Raw genomic sequence first — 19,139 nt, forward strand, 5'->3', positions numbered from 1 at the left:
CGCAGAATCAGTAGACGTCGTGCTGCGTGTTGTACACGTTGAAGTGGCCGGTCGGGGTGATCAGGCGCGGGTCCTTGATGACCTTTTTCAGCTTCAGCGTCTTGTCGTCCACGACAACCAGGGCGCTTTGCTTGTCCTTGGCCGACCAGACGGCGAACCATACCTCGTCACCCGCCTTGTTGTACTCGGGCTGGGTCACGCGCTTGGCACCGCCGTCGTCCGGCAGGCCGGCCCATTCGGCGATGGGCAGCGTGGTGTAGCCCTTGTCGAGGTTGGCGATGTCGAACACCACGACGGCTTGCGAAACCTTCGGATCGGGGTTCAGCGGCGCGTCGGACCACAGGTGCTTGGACTTGGGGTGGCTCTTGATGAAGAGCGCGCCGCCGCCCGGGCCCTTGAGCTTGGCCACTTCCTTGAAGGCATATTGCTTGTGCTTCTCGGGGTCGGTGCCGACGAGCGAGATGGTCTCGTCGCCCAGGTGGCCGGTGGCCCACACGGGGCCGTACTTCGGATGGGTGAAGTTGGCGCCACGGCCCGGGTGGGGGATCTTGCCCACTTCGGTCAGGCCGGCGAGCTTGCCGTCCTTCGCATCGATCGCGGCGATCTTGTTGCTGTTGTTGGCGGCCACCATGAAGTAGCGCTTGGACGAGTCCCAGCCGCCGTCATGCAGGAACGGGGCCGAGCCGATCTCGGTGGTCTTGAGGGAGTTGAGGTTGGAATAGTCCACCAGCATGGTCTTGCCGGTTTCCTTCACGTTCACCAGGAACTCGGGCTTGTAGTGCGAGGCCACGATGGAGGCCACGCGCGGCTCCGGATGGTATTCCTGCGTGCCCACGACCATGCCGCGGGTGGAGACGATCTTCAGCGGCTCCAGCGTGTCGCCGTCCATGATGGTGTACTGGGGCGGCCAGTACGAGCCGGCGATGGCCAGCTTGTCCTCGTAGCCCTTGAACTTGGAGGTATCGACCGAACGCGCCTCCAGGCCCACGCGCACCTCGGCCACGTTGTCGGGCTTTTCCATCCACAGGTCGATCATGTTGATCTTGGCGTCGCGGCCGATCACGAACAGGTAGCGGCCCGAGGCCGACATGCGCGAGATGTGCACCGCGTAGCCGGTCTTGACGATGTTGATGATCTCCTTGGTGTCGCCATCGACCAGCGCCACTTCGCCCGTGTCGCGCAGCGTGGTGGAGAAGATGTTGTCGATGTTGTACTTGTTCATCTTCTTCTTCGGACGCTGGTCCGGAGGAATGATGACTTTCCAGGTGTTCTTGGTGTCGGCCATGCTCCACTCCGGCGGGGTGGGAGGGTCTTGCTGGATGTAGCGCGCCATCAGGTCCACGGTGGCCTCGTCGAACTCACCCGAGGTCTGCCAGTTCGGCATGCCGGCGGGCGAGCCGTAGGCGATGAAGACCTTCAGGTAGTCGGTGCCCTTGCCCAGGGTGATGTCCGGGGTGAGCGGCTTGCCGGTGGCGCCCTTGCGCAGCACGCCGTGGCAGCCGGCGCAGCGCTCGAAGTAGATCTGGCGCGCGCGGTCGAACTCGGCCTGCGTCATCTTCGGCGCCTTGGGGTTCGAGCTCTGGTACATCGGCACGTCGGCCAGCGGCGAGCCGCCGGCCGCCTGGTAGTTCTTCTCCGCCTCCGCGATAGGCTTTTGCGCCATGGCGGTGGCCGACACCAGGGTGGCGGCCGCTAGCGCGACCAGCCTGGCAATTCTTTTTGCGGTCATTGTGGGTCCTCTGCGTCAGGGATCAGCACATGGGTAGTGTCCGCGGCGGATGCCGCGGCACTTCTCGCGAGGTCGCTGTCCATTTCCCTCTTCTTGCGAGTAACGGCATCGTCGCCGTGGGTGGGCCTGGCTGTCCTTGAACTGGTTCAAGGACGGAGCCCCGCATGCGCCCGAACAATGCCTGCACCACGATGCCGACAAAGAAAGGCCGCCATGAAGTTCGTTGAAGACGCGCGCTGGTTCCGCGCTCCCCCCCGCGAGGAATGCGCCAACACCCCCCTGCCGCCAGGGCGCGTGACCCTGGTCGGCGCCGGGCCGGGCGACCCCGAGCTGCTCACGCTGCGCGCCGTCAAGGCGCTGCGCGGCGCGCGCCTGGTGCTGTACGACCACCTCGTCGGCAAGGAGGTGCTGCGCTACGTGGCCGAGGATGCCGACCTGATCTACGTCGGCAAGGAGTCCTCGCACCACACGCTGCCGCAGGAGTCCATCATCGACCTGATGGTGCGCCTGGCGCGCAGCGGCCGTCCGCTGGTGCGGCTCAAGGGCGGCGACGGCTTCATCTTCGGCCGGGGCGGCGAGGAGGCCCAGGCCCTGGCCGAGGCCGGCATCCCGTTCGAGGTGGTGCCCGGCATCACGGCGGCCCAGGGCGCGGGGGCCTGCGCCGGCATCCCGCTGACGCACCGCGACCACGCGGCCACGCTGGTGTTCGCCACCGGCCACCTGCGCGGCGACAACGAGGTGGCGCTCGACTGGGAACTGCTGGCGCGCCCGCGCCAGACCGTGGTGATCTACATGGGCATCGGCACGCTGCCCACCATCTGCGCCGAGCTGGCGCGCCACGGCCTGCCCGGCGACACGCCGGCGGCGCTGGTCGAGCAGGCCTCGCTGCCCACGCAGCGCTGCATCACCGGCACCCTGCAGGCGCTGCCCGCGCTGGCGCAGGAGCACCGCGTGCGCCCGCCCGCGCTCATCGTCATCGGCGGCGTGGTGGCGCTGCAGCCGCAACTGCTGCAAGGCATGCGCGGTCTGGCGCAGCCGGTGGCCCTGTAGCAGATTACTCCTGTTTCGATAGCTGCCAGCGCTTTCCAGATAAGCGCTGGTGGCCGATTCGACGCCTATTCGTCATGTGGGCCCGTGTGGCGAAACGCTTTGAGGCATCATGGCTGCCTCAAGGAATTCCGCCGCCATGCAACAAGACATTCTCATCAACTGGTCCCCGCAGGAAACGCGCGTCGCGGTGGTCGAAAACGGCGCGGTGCAGGAACTGCACGTCGAGCGCACGCTGGAACGCGGTCGGGTCGGCAACATCTACCTGGGCCGGGTCTCGCGCGTGCTGCCGGGCATGCAGTCGGCGTTCATCGACATCGGCCTGGAGCGCGCGGCCTTCCTGCACGTGGCCGACGTGTGGCAGCGCCAGGAGGGCGGCGAGGCGCCGATGTTCGCGCGCAAGGGCGAGCCGCCCGTGCCCATCGAGAAGCAGGTGTTCGAGGGCCAGTCGCTGATGGTGCAGGTCATCAAGGATCCCATCGGCAGCAAGGGCGCGCGCCTGTCCACCCAGATCAGCATCGCCGGGCGGCTGCTGGTGTTCCTGCCACAGGACGACCACGTGGGCGTGTCGCAGAAGATCCCGGCCGACGAACGCGACGCGCTGCGTGCGCGCCTGCAGGCGCTGGTGGGCGACAAGGCATCGGGGGGCGGTGGGGGCTTCATCCTGCGCACCAACGGCGAGGACGCCAGTGACGAGGAACTGGCCGAGGACATCGCCTACCTGCGCAAGACCTGGACCGGCATCCGCCAGGCCGCCATGCGCCTGCCGCCGCTGTCGCTGCTGTACCAGGACCTGAACCTGCTGCAGCGCGTGCTGCGCGACATCGTCAGCGAGGACACGCAAGGCATCCGGATCGACTCGCGCGAGCAGTTCGCCGCGCTGCAGCAGTTCGGGCGCGAGTTCATGCCCGCTGCGGCGGCCAAGCTGCAGCTGTACAAGGGCGAGCGGCCGATCTTCGACCTGTTCGCCATCGACGAGGAAATCGCCCGCGCGCTGGGGCGGCGCGTCGATCTGAAGTCGGGCGGCTACCTGATCGTGGACCAGACCGAGGCGCTGACCACCATCGACGTGAACACTGGCGGCTACGTCGGCGCGCGCAACTTCGACGACACCATCTTCAAGACCAACCTGGAGGCCGCCGGCGCCATCGCACGCCAGCTGCGCCTGCGCAACCTGGGCGGCATCGTCATCGCCGACTTTATCGACATGCTGCGCGAGGACCACAAGAGCGCCGTGCTGGCCGAGTTCAAGAAGCAGCTCGCGCGCGACCGCGTCAAGACCATGGTGGGCGGCTTCTCGCAGCTCGGCCTGGTGGAGATGACACGCAAGCGCACGCGCGAGTCGCTCGCCCACATGCTGTGCGAGCCGTGCCCCACCTGCCACGGCGTGGGCGAGGTGAAGACCGCGCGCAGCGTGTGCTACGACATCCTGCGCGAGGTGCTGCGCGAGGCGCGCCAGTTCAATCCGCGCGAGTTCCGCGTCATCGCCTCGCCCAAGGTGGTGGAACTGTTTCTCGACGAAGAAAGCCAGCACCTGGCCGGGCTGTCGGATTTCATCGGCAAGCCGATCTCGCTGCAGTCCGAGAGTTCGATGGGGCAGGAGCAGTACGACATCGTCTTAATTTGACGTCCAGGTCGGAGGGTGTGCAGAATTTTGTGTAAACGGGCAATCCACCGCCGGCGCAAGCCGGCGTGTCCGTAAGCACCACGAGCACCAAGAAACACGAAGTACCTGAAGAACCGTTGTCCAGCCTGCAGGCCAGCTACAAGAAGCCTGAAGACCTCATCGGCGACAACGGCCTGCTCAACAGTTGACCAAATTGCTCGTCAAGTTGAGAGAGCCGCACAGAGAAATCTTTGTTTTCTCAGCGCGCTGCGCTGAGTTCCGCCAGATCGCGTTCCAGCAGGGCTGGATCGCCGAGTTGCAGCTCAATGAGGCGCCGCAGGTGGGTCACGCTGTCGAGGTCGATGCTGTCGCAGCGCAGGCCCATGCTGGGGCCTTCGGTGTGGACGATTTCCATGCGCATGGCGATGTGATCCCGTTCGCCGAGTTGTACGGTCAGCTGGCAGGCGGTGCCGGCGGCCAGGGAAACGGGGTCTGCCGCGAGCAGCAGGGCGCCCTTGAGGGAAAGGTCCAGCACCTGGACGTCGAACACGCCCTGGGCGCAGCTCAATTGGGCGGGGGAGTCGAACTGGACGCGGACGAAATGGCGGCGCTCGTGGGGCATGGGCGGTTCCTGGTGGGCCGGTGGTGCAGTGCCATCATGCTAGCGCGTGGGCGGTGCCGTGCAAACCCAGTTATCACCTAGTCTTACTGTGTTAATAAAATCAAGGCCTTATGCGAGAATCGTCGCGCAGGAGGTGAGCCTTGATGGAAGAACTTCAAGAGTTTGAGCGCTACCTCGCGCACCTGGGTGGCGGGCTTGGTCATGCAGACCGGCAGGCCGGGCTGCGCGGGTACTGCACCGGGCTGATGGCACCGCTTTCGCGCAAGAGCGTGGAGCCCATGGCCGCACACCTGGCGCCGCAGGCCACACGCTCGCGCCACCAGTCACTACATCATTTTGTCGCCGACTCTGCGTGGTCAGATGAAGAGATGCTGCTGCGCGTAGCCCAGTGGGTGGTGCCCGCGATGGACTTCCAGGAGGGCGGTTGGTGGATCGTGGACGACACGGGCTTTCCCAAGCAAGGCCACCATTCGGTGGGCGTGGCCCGGCAGTACTGCGGCATGCTGGGCAAGCAGGACAACTGCCAAGTGGCGGTCAGCGTGAGCCTGGCCTGTCAGGCGGGAAGTCTGCCGGTGGCCTGGCAGCTGTACTTGCCCAAGGAATGGGCGGACGATCCGGTGCGGCGCCACAAGGCTGGCATCCCTCAAGAGTTGCAATTCGCCACCAAGGGGCAGATCGCGCTGGCCCAGATCAAGCACCTGGTGGCGCAAGGCGCACCCAGGCACTGCGTGCTGGCCGATGCAGGCTACGGCGTGGATACCGCGTTTCGAGAGGGGCTGAGCGAGATGGGTCTGCCCTACGTGGTGGGTGTGACGGGCCCCGTGACGGTATGGCCACCAGGGCATGCACCGCTGTCGCCAGCGCCCTACAGCGGTCGCGGCCCAGTTCCCAAACGCCAGCGGCTGGGTGATGCCATGCACGAGCGGCCCCTGTCGGCCAGGGACGTGGCGTTCGGCCTGGAACCTGCCCAGTGGCACAGCATTGAATGGCGAGAGGGCACGAACTTCACGCTGCGCTCGCGCTTTGCGCGTGTGCGTGTCAAGGCAGCCCACCGAGAGCAGCTACGCACGCAGCAACGGCCACAAGAGTGGCTGCTCATCGAATGGCCCGAAGGCCACAAAGAGCCAATGAAGTATTGGCTGAACACGCTGCCCGAAGACACAGAACTGCAACGCATGGTGCTTGAGGCCAAGATGCGCTGGCGCATCGAGCGCGACTACCAGGACCTCAAGCAGGATCTGGGACTGGGACACTACGAAGGCCGGGGCTGGCGCGGGTTCCACCACCACGCCAGCCTGAGCATTGCGGCCTACGGCTTTCTGATGGCGCAGCAGTTGCGCCATCAGGAAGGGCTGGGCAAAAAAAACGCCGCACGAGGCGAAGAATCTGCCCTACCCACGCATTACAAGCCTCGCGGAAGCCCAGCGCACGCAGCGCCACGTCCCATCATCCATCACGACGTTGCGGCTGCGTATCGCCGCAGCATTGCTCAGGACGCTGCCTAGGTGTCCATGTTGCATGCGCATCAACGCTAGGCTACGTTTTTGACACAGTAAGACTAGGGAAGGTCTTACATGGACGTCTCCAGAAGAGCAAGATTCGGCGGTGTGAAGGTCTGAAGGGTTTGCAGTCTTACATACGGCCTGTCGGTGCAGGGGTTTCGTCCTGCTGGCTCTGATGGCATTCGCGGGTGAGGATCCTGTCTGCATATCGGGCTTGATGCCCTTTATCCCTATCGGATTGCCCCCACCCCGGTTTGACCTGTTGACCCATCACATCGCTTGTTGCGTGCTCTCCTTCAAAACGGTTTCTTGGCGTTTGGTGTGTTCAGATCATCGTTGCGGTCTTAGGCTGCGGCGATGTCAACCGGATTCCATCTCACCGGGTCGAAGGTCTTGCCTTTGACAAGGACTGCCCAAGCTGTTCGGGCCAGTTTGTTGGCCAGTGCTGCGACCACTACGCTGTAGGGGCGGCGCAGTAAAAGCCGCTCGGTCCAGCCGCTTCGCTGACTTCTGGCAATGACCGAGCGAGCACCGTGCATCAACATGGTCCTCACATAGGGGTCGCCGCGCTTGGAGATCCCCAACTGCCGGGTCTTCCCGCCGGTGCCAGTCTGTCGGGGCGTCAGACCCAGCCAGGCGGCAAACTGCCTGCCCGAATCGAAGCTGGACAGATCGGTCGCTGTGGACACCAAGGCTGTCGCGGTCAACGGACCGATGCCCGGGATGGCTTGCAGTGCCTGCATGTGCTGGTTCTGCTTGACCATCGAAGCCAGGCGTTTGTCCAACTGGTCGATGTCGTCCTGCAGACTGTCGATGCGACGCAGTTGATCCTGAACGCTGACAACCACCACCTCGGGCAGCTTCGCCTGTTCCTGGGCTTTGGCCAGTTCGTCGTGAATGTGCTTGAGCAACACGCGATGCCCCTCGGGCAGCACGATGCCGAACTCGTAGAGCAAGCCGCGCAACGCGTTGGTTTGCATGATGCGCACCTTCATGAGCTGAGCACGCATGCGGTGCAGGGTCAGACAGGCTTGCTGCTGCTCGTTCTTGACCGGCACGGCCTTGATGTGAGGTTGCTGGGCCGCGACCCAGATGGCCTGGGCATCACGGGCATCGGTCTTGTCGCGCAGGACAAAGGGACGGACATGTCTGGCAGGCAGCAGCTTCACTTCATGCCCCAGTGCCTGCAGCGTTCTGGCCCAATGGTGTGCACCGCCACAGGCCTCCATCGCGACAAGCGAGCTGTGACGATTGGCAAAGAACGTGGTAACCCGGTCACGCCTGAGTTTGTGTCGTGTGACCTCGCCGGTCTCTGCGTCCGTTACGTGCAGCTGGAACACGTTCTTGGCAATATCCATTCCGATGACTGGCAGCGTTGCGGTAGATTGCATGGTGGGGCCTCCGGTTCTCCAGTGGTTGCGACGAACTTCCACTTTGGCACTTTGATGCCGTTACCGCGAGGCCCCACTTTGTATCGATTCATGGGCCAGCGCCATCAACGGCGGTGTAGGTGGAGACGTCCATGCCATCTGCAAAACCCCATTCGCCAAACCGGCACAGCCTGATGTTGAGCGCAGGGTCACCTGATGCCTGCGCAATCCGCTTTTCGGGGGATTACCGTGCCAGTTGATCTTGCCTGGATGGCTTTGATTACCTTACCTGCACTTGCCCTTTTGCGGGTTTGTCAAAAGAGCTATATCGGTTGAGCGCTCCTTCTTCCAAGATCTCCTGTCGCAGCTTTATCCTGTTTCAGGAGATCACCATGCTTGTGAGCAACGCATGTGCGCAGGAGATGGCCCTGACGTCATCACGGCGCCTGCCGCGCTTGATCTGCGCGGCCTTTGCAGAAGCAGCATGCAAGGGTTTTCACTTATTTGAAACCGCGACGATTTGCACGGATTCTTAAATTACCCGTGTGGGCCTACGAGCCCAGCACGGGGGAATACGTCGCCATCCGCCAGACCCTGGCCGAGCCCGACCCGCTGCGCCTGGCGTGGCGCCAGTGCATCAAGGACACGGTGCACGCCGTCGTCACCCTGCCCGGCGTCGATGCCGTGGGCCTGGTGGAGCAGGCTGTGGCCGGCCACGTGTCCGAGGCCGAGCGTGCGGCGGTGCAGGCCCTCATCCTCGACGAACTGTTGCGCCTGCACGAAGGCGTGCTGGCCCGCTATGGCCTGCGGCCCGGCCAGTGGCGCGCGTGGGTGGCGGCGGCGTTAAGGCGACGCTGAGCCAGTCCCTGCGATGGCGCGCGCCCTGGTTCGGGATGGGCTGTAAGAACGTGTTTACGATCTTTTCATGGTGCCCGTTGCCCCGCAAAGGCCGTGGCTGCAAGGCGCCCACCGCAAGCCGCACTGGTGGGCGGCGAGGATAGACAATGGCGCAGACGCTGCCTTTGCGTGGCAACCCTCCGGGCAAGGCAGCAGAAAGCTGCACTCTTCGTTGCGCGCCTTGCCGCCACCAGCATGGCCTGCGGCGCACGCCATCGCAGGGACTGGCTCAGCGTCGCCTCAAAACCCTGACGTATCCCGCGCCAGCGCCAGCGCGTAGTTGTCCGTCATGCCGCCGATGAAATCGAGCGCTTCGAGAAAGGCGTGGTATTTGCTGCCGCCCGCGCGCGGCGGCTTGTCCAGCAGCCGCAGCACCCGTTTCTGCCGCTCGCTCAGGCCCTGTCCGCGATGGAGGCCGTCGATGGCGGGAATGAGCATCGACAGCAGATGGTGCAGGCAGGGGTAGGCGCCTATTTCCTGCTTGATCTTGCTGGGGTGCGTGTAGATGCGTTCCCCGGCGAAGGCCTTCGACGCTTTCAGCGACAGCGCGCAGTCGGCGCTGGAGCCCTGGAAGAAATCCGCCTGCGCGTATTCGCCCGCCAGGATGGCGTCGTGGTTGCGCATGAATTCATTGCTGGCGTATTCCACGCAATCGCCAATGAAAATGCTGCGCAGCGCCGCACAGCGCTGCCGGGGTTCCATGGCGTAGCTGCCCAGCCGGGGCCGGTAGGGCTGGAGCTGTTCCTCGAATTCGGTGGTGGAGATGATGCCCATCTCCACCGCGTCCTCCAGGTCCAGCACCGAGTAGCAGATGTCATCGGCCGCCTCCATCAGGTACGACAGCGGGTGCCGGGCCCAGCGGCGGTCCGTCTCCAGCGCCTTCAGGCCCAGTTCGCCCGCCACCGCCTTGAAGTAGGGCAGCTCGGACTGGTAGATGTTGAACTTGCCCTTGGGGCCGGACTGGTTCGACGTCCAGGGGTACTTCAGCAGCGCGCCGATGCTGGCGCAGGACAGGCGCATGCCGCCCATGCCGGTATACATCTCGGTCGTGCAGACGATGCGCAGGGCGTGCGCGTTGCCCTCGTAGGTCTGCAGGTCGCGCACCTCGGCGGCGGCCATGCCGTCGAGGTAGCGCGCGTTTTCCGGCTGGCGGAACCATTCGCGCAGCGCGTCCTCGCCGGTGTGGCCGAACGGCGGGTTGCCGATGTCGTGCGCCAGGCACGCCACCTGCACGATGGCACCGATGTCGTAGGGCGTGAACGCCTCGGGCAGCGCGCCGCGCGCCTTCAGCGCCTCGCCCACCTTGATGCCGATGCTGCGGCCCACGGCGGCCACCTCGACGCTGTGCGTCAGCCGGTTGTGGATGTGGTCGTTCTGCGCCAGCGGGTGCACCTGGGTCTTGCGGCCCAGGCGGCGGAAGGCGCGCGAGAAAACCACGCGGTCGTGGTCCTGTTGGTATTCCGAGCGGCTCTGGTTGCTGCCCTGGTTGCGCGAGCGGTAGTCCGAAACCTGTCCGTCTTCCACCTTGAACTTGCGCGTGGACAGGAGATTTTTCCATTGCATACAGGGCCTCCTTGGCATGCCCTGCTTTTTACTCTACTTTTGAGAGCTGCCCGCGCTTTCCCAGCAAGGGCTAGGGCCTGTTTTTGCTTGCAATGCGGGAGCCGTCTTGCGCCGGCTGATGAGCAGCACCCCGGCCAGCACCAGCGCCGCGCCGCCGATCTGCCACCACGACAGCGGCTCGTCCAGCAGCCAGCTGCTGAAGAAAATGGTCAGCATCGGGCCCAAGGTGCCGATGAGCGCGGTCTTGGACGCGCCGATGCGCCGGATCGCCGCCGAGGTCATGAACACCGGCAGCACCGTCGAGAAAATCGCCATGGCCAGGGCGTGCAGGTACACCGGCACCGGCTGCACCAGCGCCCCCAGCGGCTGCGTGGCGGTGAAGTGCCCGAGCGACGCCAGCGTGGACACCAGCAGCGCCAGCGCCGTGAAGCGCGCCGCGCCCAGGCGCTGGATGGCGGGCTCGCTGCCCGCCTGGTAGAAGGCGTAGGACACAGCCGAGCCGAACACGAACCCGGCGCCGATGAGCACCGCGCGCGTGTCGCCGGCCAGCTGCAGGTCGTGCGCGAAGGCCAGGCCGATGCCCGCGTACGACAGCAGCAGCGCGCCGATCTCGCGCCGCGAGGCCGTCTTGCCCAGGAACAGCACGCCGATCACGATGGTCAGCGTGGGGTAGGTGAACAGGATCAGCCGCTCCAGGCTGGCGCTGATGTACTGCAGGCCCATGAAGTCGAGGATGCTCGCGCCGTAGTAGCCCAGCAGGCCCAGCGCCAGCACCAGCAGCCCGTCGCGCGCGCGCAGCGGCTGCAGCGCGCTGCTGGCGCGCCAGCCAACCCAGACGAAGAACGGCATGGAAAACGCCATGCGCAGCGCCAGCAGCGTGACCGAATCCACCGGCACCGCCTGGGGCACGGCATAGGCGAGCTTGACGAAGATGGCTTTGAACGAGAACCCCAGCGCCGCCAGCAGGGCGAAGGCGAGGCCAAGGCGTTCGGAGGACCAGTGTTTCCAGGGCATGGGGCAGGGGCAAGGAGGGCAGGGCACGGTGCGCATGCGCCAAAACCGAAGGCAGCGCACACAGGCCGCCATGGTGCGGGCATTTGCTGCAGGGCACAATTGCCCATTCGGCAAGCGTGCGTTCGCCAAAACCGAACGCACGCGCCCGTTCCTTGCACCACCGCCGCCATGAGCTATGACCTGACCGACCTGCGCCTGTTCGTCGCCATCGCCGAAGAGGGCAACCTCACCCGGGGCGCCGCGCGGGCGTTCCTGGCGCCGTCGTCGGCCAGCCACCGCCTGCGGCGGCTGGAAGACGCGCTGCACACCGCGCTGTTCGAGCGCCAGACGCGCGGCGTGGCCCTGACGCCCGCAGGCGAGGCGCTGCTGCGCAACGCGCGCCAGGTGCTGGCCAGCCTGGAGCAGCTGCACGCCAACCTGTCGCCGTTCGCCAGCGGCATTCGCGGCCACGTCAGCCTGTGGGCCAACACGCACGCCACGCACACCTTCCTGCCCGACGACCTGGCGGGCTTTCTGCGCCAGCAGCCGCAGGTGCGCGTGACGCTGGAGGAGCGCACCAGCACCGACATCGTCGTGGCCGTGGCCGGCGGCGAGATCGAGGTGGGCGTGCTGGCCGACAGCGGGCACAGCGCCGGGGTGGACCTGCGGCCCTACCGGCAGGACCGGCTGGTGCTCATCGTGCCCCGGGGCCATGCGCTGGCCGGGCGCGCGCAGGCGGGTTTCGCCGAGGTGCTCGGCCACCCCTTCGTCATGCTGCACGCGGGCTCGGCCATCCACACCTTCACCATGAACGCGGCGGCAGCGCTGGGGCGGCACCTGGATGTGCGCATCCAGGTGCGCAGCTTCGAGGCCGTGTGCCGCATGGTGGCGGCGGGCGTGGGCATCGGCATGGTGCCGCGCAGCGCGGTGCGCCAGGCCGGGCTGGGCGAGCCGCCCGTGGTGCTGGAGGTGGACGAACCCTGGGCCCAGCGCGACCTGCAGATCTGCACCCGCCGCGGCGCGCCGCTCTCCGGCTTTGCCCAGGCGCTGGTGGCGCACCTGGCGGCCAGCGCGCAGGCGCCGGGCTGAGCATGCTTCATAATTGATAGCTGCCAGCGCTTGCCAGATAAGCGCTGGAGGCCAAAAACACCAAAACTCTTCCCATGCAAGCCCTGCTCGACGCCATTGCCGCCATGCCCCTGCCCACCGATGCCCGGCGCATCTTCCATGGCCGCGGCGGCCTGTACCCGGGGTGCGAGCCGTGGACGCTGGACGTGTTTCCCCCCGTGTTCGTGCTGACCAGCTTCGCGCCTGCCGCCGAGGCGCAGCTGGACGCCGTGGGCGCCGCGCTGCAGGCGCGCTGGGCGCAACTGGCGCCGGGGCAGGCGCTGAACTGGGTGTTCCAGCACCGGGGCGAGGCGCTGCGCCTGGAGGGGCGCAGCGACACCCGCCTGATGGCGGGCGGCGTGCCCGAGCCGCACGTGGTGGCCGAAGACGGCGCGCGCTACCGCGTGCACGTGCTCAAGGGGCAGAACCACGGCCTGTTCCTCGACATGGCCGAGGGCCGCCGCTGGGTGGCGCGCCACGTGGCCGCGTACCGCGCCGCCACGGGCCGGGGCGCCAGGGTGCTGAACCTGTTCGCCTACACCTGCGCCTTCTCGGTGGCGGCGCTGCGCGCCGGCGCGGCCCAGGTGGTGAACGTGGACATGGGGCGCGGCGCCATCGCCAGCGGCCAGCACAACCACCAGCTCAACGGGCTGGCGGACGCGCGCTTCCTGGCGCACGACATCTTCAGCTCCTGGGGCAAGATCACGCGCGGCGGGCCATACGACCTGGTGATCGCCGACCCGCCGAGCTACCAGAAGGGCAGCTTCGTTGCCACCAAGGACTACGCGCGCCTGGCGCGCCGCCTGCCGGACCTGCTGGCGCCCGGCGGCCACGCGCTGCTGTGCCTGAACGCGCCGGAGCTGGGCAGCGCTTTCCTCCAGGCGCAGGTGCTTGCCGAGGCGCCAGGGCTGGCGTTCGTGGCGCGGGTGGAAAACCCGCCGGTGTTCGCCGACGTGGACGGCGAGCGTGCGCTGAAGGTGCTGGTGTTCCGCGCGCCGTGAGCCTGACGGCGCCCATGATTGCTCCTGAAAAAGGAGCTTTCAGCGCTTTCCAGCAAAGGCTTTGCGCCTGATTTGAAAGGATAAATATCAGGCGCCTGGTGGCGCGGGCAGCGCCAGCCCCGCCGCCTGCGCCACGCGCACGCAGTCGCGCAGGTGCTGCTCGCCCAGGTAGCGCAGCGTGGCATAGCCCAGCGCGGCCGAGGCGGCCTGGCCCGCCAGCGGCACGTATTTGGCCGCCTGCTGGGCCGACAGGCGCAGGCCCACGGCCTGCGCGGTGCGCAGCACCAGCTCGCGCGTGATGAACTTGCCGATCAGCGCCGAGCCCACCAGCGCCACGGCCTTCTGCACCTGCTCGCGCTGCTGCGGCGCCAGCCGGTCGATCTGCGCGGGCGTCAGGCCGAATTCGGCGTTGATCCGCGGAATCAGGCGCGAGAGCAGGGCGGCGTCCACCGCCCAGTCCAGGCCCGGCACGGGCACCACCCCGGCGGCGGCGGCCACCAGGGCGCGGCGGTGCAGCAGCTTGCGGCTGCGCTCCACGGCGGCCAGCAGCGGCGGCGAATCGGCCGCCATCTGGCGCGCGTCGGGGGCCTTGGCCGCCATCGTCAGCGGCCCGCGCGGCCCTTGACCAGGCCGTAGAGCGCCAGCAGCACGATGGCGCCGACCACCGAGGCGATCCAGCCCGCCACCTCGCCCTCGCGGTACCAGCCCAGCGCGGTGCCCGCGTAGTTGGCGACGAACGCGCCCGCCACGCCCAGCAGCGAGGTCATGACGATGCCCAGCTTGTCGTCGCCGGGCTTGAGCGCGCGTGCGATCAGGCCCACGATGAAGCCCACGATGAGAGTGCCCAGGAGAGAGAGCATGGGGGTTCCTGCAAAGTCGTAAAGGCCCCGACTGTACGCATTTGCGCGCGGCGCTGCAGGGCGCGCCCCAAAAAGCACACAGGCCCTGAACGGGCCTGCGGTGCGGGGGAGGCGTTGGGAGCGCCTATTGGCGTGCCAGGGCCTCGGGGGTGACGCGGCGCGCGCCGTTGAAGCGCAGGCGCCAGTACGACTCGTCCATGCTTTCCACGCGCACCTGGGAGCCGCTGCGCGGCGCGTGGATGAACTTGCCTTCGCCCACGTAGATGCCCACGTGGCTGAAGGTGCGGCGCATGGTGTTGAAGAACACCAGGTCGCCGGGCTGCAGGTCCTGCTTGTCGATGACCTCGGTGGCCTTGGCCTGCTGCGAGGCGTTGCGCGGCAGGATCAGGCCCACGGTCTGCTCGTACATGGCGCGCACGAAGCCGCTGCAGTCGAAGCCCGTCTCGGCGCTGTTGCCGCCACGGCGGTAGGGCACGCCCAGGAAGCCCATGGCGCTGACGACCAGGTCCGACGTGCGGCCGGCCACGTTGCTGCGCATTTCCTCGAACTGCACCAGCAGCGCTTTCTCGTGCAGGAAGCGGGACATGGAATCGTCGCTGGGTGCCGTGTCGGGCGCCGCGTGGGCGGAGGCGCATACCAGCAGGAGGAGGCATAACCATCTGGACATGGGGCGCGAGGGTACCACGCCATGCCGCCCTGGCCAGCGCAACCGTCCGTAAATTTGACATGCATCAGGCCCCTTGTTCCCGCCTTTCAGGGTTTACCCGTGGCCGAAACGCCCTGCCAGCATGGGCGTGGGGTGGGCGACAATGGTCGCTTGTTGCCCGTTTGCGAAAGAAAGAATCCCCATGCTGCTTGACGCCGAAGAATCCCAGCTGGTCCTGGTGGACTACCAGGAACGCCTGATGCCCGCGATCCACGAAGGCGCCGCCGTGCTGGCCAACGCGCTGCGCCTGGCCCGGGTGGCGCAACTGCTCGACGTGCCGGTGTGGGGCACGGAGCAGAACCCCTCGCGCCTCGGGCCGAATGACGCTGCATTGCGCGCGCTGTGCCAAAAGACCCTGGCGAAGATGCATTTCAGCGCCACCGAGGAAGGCCTGGGCGAGTGGCTGCGCCCCCCGGCCAAGCCGCAAGGCGGCAATGCACGCAGCCTGCCCAAGCACTTGCAAAAGTCCCAGGCCCCGGCGCCGGAGCGCCAGGCCATCGTCATCGCCGGCTGCGAAACCCATGTGTGCCTGCTGCAGACGGCGTTGCAGCTCGTCGAGGACGAGTTCGACGTGTGGGTGGTGACCGACGCCTGCGGCTCGCGCACCGAGCGCAACCGCGACGCCGCCTTCGACCGCCTGGCCGGCGCCGGCGCCGAGCTGGTGACCACCGAGATGGTGCTGTTCGAGTGGCTGCGCTCGTGCGAGCACCCGGCGTTCAAGGACATGCTGGGGCTTGTGAAGTGAAACACCCCCCTGAGCCGCTGCGCGGCTTCCCCCCGCTCTCGCATGGCTGCGCCATGCGGGCAGGGGGACGCAGCCCTCGCTGCGGGGCGGCCCTTGCTCGGCTGCCCTCGCTGGGGCCGCGCCGGTTTCATGGGCCGGGGGTGGCGCGCAGCGCCATGGAAAACTGAGATAAAGAGAGGAAGGCCGGGCATGACCGCACCGACGACAGCACCCATCCGCCGCATCGCCATCAGCACCGGCGGCGGCGACGCCCCGGGCCTGAACGCCGTGATCCGTGCCACCGTGTCGGCGGCGCAGCGCCGTGGCTGGGAATGCGTGGGCATCCGCGACGGCTACAACGGCCTGCTGCTGCCCGAGCGCTACCCGCAGGGCGGCCTGGTGCCGCTGACGCACGAGCGTGTGCGCGGCATCGCGCACCTGGGCGGCACCATTCTGGGCACCACCAACAAGGGCAATCCGTTCCAGTTCCCGGTGCGCCAGCCTGATGGCAGCCTGCGCGAGACCGACCGCTCTGACGAACTGCTCGCCGCCTTCGCGCGCGAGGGCATCGACGCGCTGGTCACCGTGGGCGGCGACGGCTCGCTCGCCATCGCCCACGAGCTGGGGCGCAAGGGCCTGCGCGTGGTCGGCGTGCCCAAGACCATCGACAACGACCTGGACAAGACCGTCACCACCTTCGGTTTCGACACCGCTGTGTCGTTCGCCACCGAATGCCTGGACCGCCTGCACAGTACGGCCGAGAGCCACCAGCGCATCATGGTGGTGGAGGTAATGGGGCGCTATGCGGGCTGGATCGCGCTGCACGCGGGCATTGCCGGGGGCGCGCACGCCATCCTGCTGCCCGAGATTCCGTTCGACCTGGCGGGCGTGGCCGCCAAGGTGCGCCACCGCGATGCGCTGGGGCGCATGTATTCCATCGTCGTCGTGGCCGAGGGGGCGTTTGCGCGCGCGGGCGAGCGCGCGCTCATGGCGCCCGCCGAGGCCGGCCACGCCGAGCGGCTCGGCGGCATGGGCGAGCAGGTGGCGCGCGAGCTGGCCCGCGCCACCGGCAAGGACGCGCGCGTGGTGGTGCTCGGGCACCTGCTGCGCGGCGGCTCGCCCACGGCCTTCGACCGGCTCGCGGCGCTGCGCTTCGGCGCGGCGGCGGTGCGCGCGCTGGAAGGCGGGCTCTCGGGCGTCATGGTGTCGCTGGCGTTTCCCAACGTGGAATACGTGCCGCTGGCCGAGGTGGCGGGGCGCATGAAGGGCGTGCCGCTGGACGGCGACACGCTGCAGACGGCGCGCGACCTGGGCATTGCGCTGGGCGACTGAGGCCCGGGCCGGGGGGAGGCGCGGGCATCGTCAGATTCCCGCAAGGCCGTCATGAATAATTATGAATTCAAATCACCCGTCCCCCAGACGGGCAGAGGCCCCAAGGAGACCCCCACCATGCCGCATTACGCCGACTTCCACCGGCGCTCGATCGACGAGCGCGACGCCTTCTGGGCCGAGCAGGCCCGCCTGATCGACTGGCAGACGCCGCCGCAGCAGGTCTGCGACTACAGCAACCCGCCGTTCGCCAAGTGGTTCGTCGGCGGCACCACCAACCTGTGCCACAACGCCGTGGACCGCCACCTGGCCGCGCGCGGCCAGCAGAACGCGCTGGTGGCCATCTCCACCGAAACCAACACCGAGCGCGCCTACAGCTACGCCGAGCTGCACCAGGAAGTGCAGCGCATGGCCGCCTGCCTGCAGGCGCTGGGCGTGAAGCAGGGCGACCGCGTGCTGATCTACATGCCGATGATCGCCGAGGCCGCGTTCGCCATGCTGGCCTGCACGCGCATCGGCGCCATCCATTCGGTGGTGTTCGGCGGCTTTGCCTCGTCGTCGCTGGCCACGCGCATCGAGGACGCGCAGCCGGTAGTCATCGTCAGCGCCGACGCCGGCTCGCGCGGCGGCAAGGTGGTGCCCTACAAGCCGCTGCTCGACGACGCCATCGAGCTGTCGGCGCACAAGCCCGCCGCCGTGCTGATGGTGGACCGGGGCCTGGCCCCGGCCAACCTGCGCGGCGGGCGCGATTACGACTGGGCCACCCTGCGCGCCTCGCACATGGACACGCAGGTGCCCTGCGCGTGGGTCGAGTCCACCCAGCCCAGCTACACGCTGTACACCAGCGGCACCACCGGCAAGCCCAAGGGCGTGCAGCGCGACACCGGCGGCTACACCGTGGCGCTGGCGTCGAGCATGCGCCACATCTTCCAGGCGGACCCGGGCGACACCTATTTCTGCACCAGCGATATCGGCTGGGTGGTGGGCCACAGCTACATCATCTACGGCCCGCTGATCGCCGGCATGACCACCATCCTCTACGAGGGCCTGCCGGTCCGGCCCGACGCCGGCATCTGGTGGAGCATCGTGGAGAAGTACAAGGTCACGCACATGTTCTCGGCGCCCACGGCGGTGCGCGTGCTGAAGAAGCAGGACCCGGCGTACCTGAGCAAGCACGACATCAGCAGCCTCAAGGCGCTGTGGCTGGCGGGCGAGCCGCTGGACGAACCCACGGCCACCTGGATCAGCGGCGCGCTGAACGTGCCCATCATCGACAACTACTGGCAGACCGAGACCGGCTGGCCCATCCTCACGCTGTGCAATGGCGTGGAGCAGCAGGCCTCGCGCTTCGGCAGCCCGGGCAAGGCGGTGTACGGCTACAACGTCAAGCTGATCGACGAAGCCACGGGCGAGGAGCTGACGGCGCCGAACCAGAAGGGCGTGGTCGCCATCGAGGGCCCGCTGCCCCCCGGCTGCCTGCAGACCGTGTGGCGCGACGACGACCGCTTCGTCAACACCTACTGGAAGAGCATTCCGGGCCGCCTGGTCTACAGCACCTTCGACTGGGGTATCCGCGATGCCGACGGCTACTACTTCATCCTGGGCCGCACCGACGACGTGATCAACGTCGCCGGCCACCGCCTGGGCACGCGCGAGATCGAGGAATGCATCTCCTCGCACGCCAACATCGCCGAAGTGGCGGTGGTGGGCGTGGCCGACCAGCTCAAGGGCCAGGTGGCGCTGGCCTTCGCCGTGCCGCGCAACGCCACCGGCCTGGAAACGCCCGAGGCGCGCGCCGCGCTGGAGGCCGAGGTCATGAAGGTGGTGGACGGCCAGCTCGGCGCCGTGGCGCGCCCGGCGCGCGTGCACTTCGTCACCGTGTTGCCCAAGACGCGCAGCGGCAAGCTGCTGCGCCGCGCCCTGCAGGCCGTGGCCGAGCGCCGCGACCCGGGCGACCTGACCACCATGGAAGACCCGGCCGCGCTGCAGCAGATCAAGGACCTGATCAGCTGAGAAGGTGCTGGTTTGCTCCTGAAAGGGGAGCTGCCAGCGCTTGCCGGATAAGGGCTGGGGCCCAAAAATG

General features: G+C 67.4%; 16 protein-coding genes and 1 pseudogene. 9 read left to right on the forward strand and 8 right to left on the reverse strand.

Going from position 1 to position 19,139, the window contains the following annotated elements; translation table 11 throughout:
- Positions 1–7: 7 nt before the first annotated feature.
- Positions 8–1,729 (reverse strand): c-type cytochrome, encoded by a 1,722-nt coding sequence (locus tag YS110_02515; protein UJB63713.1) that lies wholly within the window; start codon positions 1,727–1,729, stop codon positions 8–10.
- A gap of 213 nt (positions 1,730–1,942) precedes the next feature.
- Here YS110_02515 and cobA point away from each other — a divergent pair, with 213 nt between their 5' ends.
- Positions 1,943–2,779, forward strand: coding sequence for a uroporphyrinogen-III C-methyltransferase (gene cobA / locus YS110_02520; GenBank protein UJB63714.1), 837 nt, complete (start codon positions 1,943–1,945; stop codon positions 2,777–2,779).
- 136 nt (positions 2,780–2,915) lie between these two features.
- Entirely contained in the window at positions 2,916–4,403 is a 1,488-nt protein-coding gene (rng, locus tag YS110_02525; protein UJB63715.1) for a ribonuclease G, read from the forward strand.
- A 238-nt stretch (positions 4,404–4,641) separates the two neighbouring features.
- Here the strand turns inward: rng and YS110_02530 are convergent, their stop codons facing one another.
- Entirely contained in the window at positions 4,642–5,004 is a 363-nt protein-coding gene (locus YS110_02530) for a PilZ domain-containing protein (protein ID UJB63716.1), read from the reverse strand.
- A gap of 143 nt (positions 5,005–5,147) precedes the next feature.
- On the opposite strand from YS110_02530, the gene YS110_02535 reads away from it, so the two are divergent.
- Entirely contained in the window at positions 5,148–6,509 is a 1,362-nt protein-coding gene (locus tag YS110_02535) for an IS701 family transposase (protein UJB63717.1), read from the forward strand.
- Positions 6,510–6,850: 341 nt separating this feature from the next.
- Here YS110_02535 and YS110_02540 read toward each other — a convergent pair whose 3' ends face one another.
- The gene (locus YS110_02540; GenBank protein UJB63718.1) at positions 6,851–7,897 is read right to left on the reverse strand and encodes an IS110 family transposase; all 1,047 of its coding nucleotides are present in this window, start codon (positions 7,895–7,897) and stop codon (positions 6,851–6,853) included.
- A gap of 522 nt (positions 7,898–8,419) precedes the next feature.
- On the opposite strand from YS110_02540, the pseudogene YS110_02545 reads away from it, so the two are divergent.
- Positions 8,420–8,734, forward strand: a pseudogene (locus tag YS110_02545) (Fic family protein).
- Between the two features lie 279 nt (positions 8,735–9,013).
- On the opposite strand, the gene YS110_02550 reads toward YS110_02545, so the two are convergent.
- Entirely contained in the window at positions 9,014–10,336 is a 1,323-nt protein-coding gene (locus tag YS110_02550) for a deoxyguanosinetriphosphate triphosphohydrolase (protein UJB63719.1), read from the reverse strand.
- 33 nt (positions 10,337–10,369) lie between these two features.
- Positions 10,370–11,350: a DMT family transporter gene (locus YS110_02555; GenBank protein ID UJB63720.1), complete on the reverse strand. Its 981-nt coding sequence runs from the start codon at positions 11,348–11,350 to the stop codon at positions 10,370–10,372.
- A gap of 168 nt (positions 11,351–11,518) precedes the next feature.
- Between YS110_02555 and YS110_02560 the strand changes: the two genes are divergently transcribed.
- Positions 11,519–12,418: a LysR family transcriptional regulator gene (locus YS110_02560; protein ID UJB63721.1), complete on the forward strand. Its 900-nt coding sequence runs from the start codon at positions 11,519–11,521 to the stop codon at positions 12,416–12,418.
- A gap of 74 nt (positions 12,419–12,492) precedes the next feature.
- On the forward strand, positions 12,493–13,437 hold the full coding sequence (locus YS110_02565) for a class I SAM-dependent methyltransferase (protein ID UJB63722.1): 945 nt from the start codon (positions 12,493–12,495) through the stop codon (positions 13,435–13,437).
- An 87-nt stretch (positions 13,438–13,524) separates the two neighbouring features.
- On the opposite strand, the gene YS110_02570 is transcribed toward YS110_02565, so the two are convergent.
- The 3 genes from YS110_02570 to YS110_02580 all read right to left on the reverse strand — a co-directional run bounded on the left by YS110_02570 (position 13,525) and on the right by YS110_02580 (position 14,964).
- Positions 13,525–14,007 (reverse strand): hypothetical protein, encoded by a 483-nt coding sequence (locus YS110_02570; protein ID UJB67323.1) that lies wholly within the window; start codon positions 14,005–14,007, stop codon positions 13,525–13,527.
- Between the two features lie 32 nt (positions 14,008–14,039).
- The gene (locus YS110_02575; protein ID UJB63723.1) at positions 14,040–14,297 is read right to left on the reverse strand and encodes a GlsB/YeaQ/YmgE family stress response membrane protein; all 258 of its coding nucleotides are present in this window, start codon (positions 14,295–14,297) and stop codon (positions 14,040–14,042) included.
- A gap of 124 nt (positions 14,298–14,421) precedes the next feature.
- Positions 14,422–14,964: a C40 family peptidase gene (locus YS110_02580; GenBank protein ID UJB63724.1), complete on the reverse strand. Its 543-nt coding sequence runs from the start codon at positions 14,962–14,964 to the stop codon at positions 14,422–14,424.
- 181 nt (positions 14,965–15,145) lie between these two features.
- Here YS110_02580 and YS110_02585 point away from each other — a divergent pair, with 181 nt between their 5' ends.
- The 3 genes from YS110_02585 to YS110_02595 all read left to right on the forward strand — a co-directional run bounded on the left by YS110_02585 (position 15,146) and on the right by YS110_02595 (position 19,069).
- Positions 15,146–15,748, forward strand: coding sequence for an isochorismatase family protein (locus tag YS110_02585; protein ID UJB63725.1), 603 nt, complete (start codon positions 15,146–15,148; stop codon positions 15,746–15,748).
- A 189-nt stretch (positions 15,749–15,937) separates the two neighbouring features.
- Entirely contained in the window at positions 15,938–17,059 is a 1,122-nt protein-coding gene (locus YS110_02590; GenBank protein ID UJB63726.1) for an ATP-dependent 6-phosphofructokinase, read from the forward strand.
- Between the two features lie 117 nt (positions 17,060–17,176).
- Positions 17,177–19,069, forward strand: a complete 1,893-nt coding sequence (locus YS110_02595; protein ID UJB63727.1) for a propionate--CoA ligase — start codon at positions 17,177–17,179, stop codon at positions 19,067–19,069.
- Positions 19,070–19,139 lie beyond the last annotated feature (70 nt).

The organism is Acidovorax sp. YS12, from assembly GCA_021496925.1.
Lineage (GTDB): Bacteria > Pseudomonadota > Gammaproteobacteria > Burkholderiales > Burkholderiaceae_C > Paenacidovorax.

What these genes read in the sequence shown, in the direction of transcription:
- YS110_02515 (UJB63713.1), bottom strand. Translation starts at nt 1,729, where the DNA reads ATGACCGCAAAAAGAATTGCCAGGCTGGTCGCGCTAGCGGCCGCCACC.
- cobA (UJB63714.1), top strand. Translation starts at nt 1,943, where the DNA reads ATGAAGTTCGTTGAAGACGCGCGCTGGTTCCGCGCTCCCCCCCGCGAG.
- rng (UJB63715.1), top strand. Translation starts at nt 2,916, where the DNA reads ATGCAACAAGACATTCTCATCAACTGGTCCCCGCAGGAAACGCGCGTC.
- YS110_02530 (UJB63716.1), bottom strand. Translation starts at nt 5,004, where the DNA reads ATGCCCCACGAGCGCCGCCATTTCGTCCGCGTCCAGTTCGACTCCCCC.
- YS110_02535 (UJB63717.1), top strand. Translation starts at nt 5,148, where the DNA reads ATGGAAGAACTTCAAGAGTTTGAGCGCTACCTCGCGCACCTGGGTGGC.
- YS110_02540 (UJB63718.1), bottom strand. Translation starts at nt 7,897, where the DNA reads ATGCAATCTACCGCAACGCTGCCAGTCATCGGAATGGATATTGCCAAG.
- YS110_02550 (UJB63719.1), bottom strand. Translation starts at nt 10,336, where the DNA reads ATGCAATGGAAAAATCTCCTGTCCACGCGCAAGTTCAAGGTGGAAGAC.
- YS110_02555 (UJB63720.1), bottom strand. Translation starts at nt 11,350, where the DNA reads ATGCCCTGGAAACACTGGTCCTCCGAACGCCTTGGCCTCGCCTTCGCC.
- YS110_02560 (UJB63721.1), top strand. Translation starts at nt 11,519, where the DNA reads ATGAGCTATGACCTGACCGACCTGCGCCTGTTCGTCGCCATCGCCGAA.
- YS110_02565 (UJB63722.1), top strand. Translation starts at nt 12,493, where the DNA reads ATGCAAGCCCTGCTCGACGCCATTGCCGCCATGCCCCTGCCCACCGAT.
- YS110_02570 (UJB67323.1), bottom strand. Translation starts at nt 14,007, where the DNA reads ATGGCGGCCGATTCGCCGCCGCTGCTGGCCGCCGTGGAGCGCAGCCGC.
- YS110_02575 (UJB63723.1), bottom strand. Translation starts at nt 14,297, where the DNA reads ATGCTCTCTCTCCTGGGCACTCTCATCGTGGGCTTCATCGTGGGCCTG.
- YS110_02580 (UJB63724.1), bottom strand. Translation starts at nt 14,964, where the DNA reads ATGTCCAGATGGTTATGCCTCCTCCTGCTGGTATGCGCCTCCGCCCAC.
- YS110_02585 (UJB63725.1), top strand. Translation starts at nt 15,146, where the DNA reads ATGCTGCTTGACGCCGAAGAATCCCAGCTGGTCCTGGTGGACTACCAG.
- YS110_02590 (UJB63726.1), top strand. Translation starts at nt 15,938, where the DNA reads ATGACCGCACCGACGACAGCACCCATCCGCCGCATCGCCATCAGCACC.
- YS110_02595 (UJB63727.1), top strand. Translation starts at nt 17,177, where the DNA reads ATGCCGCATTACGCCGACTTCCACCGGCGCTCGATCGACGAGCGCGAC.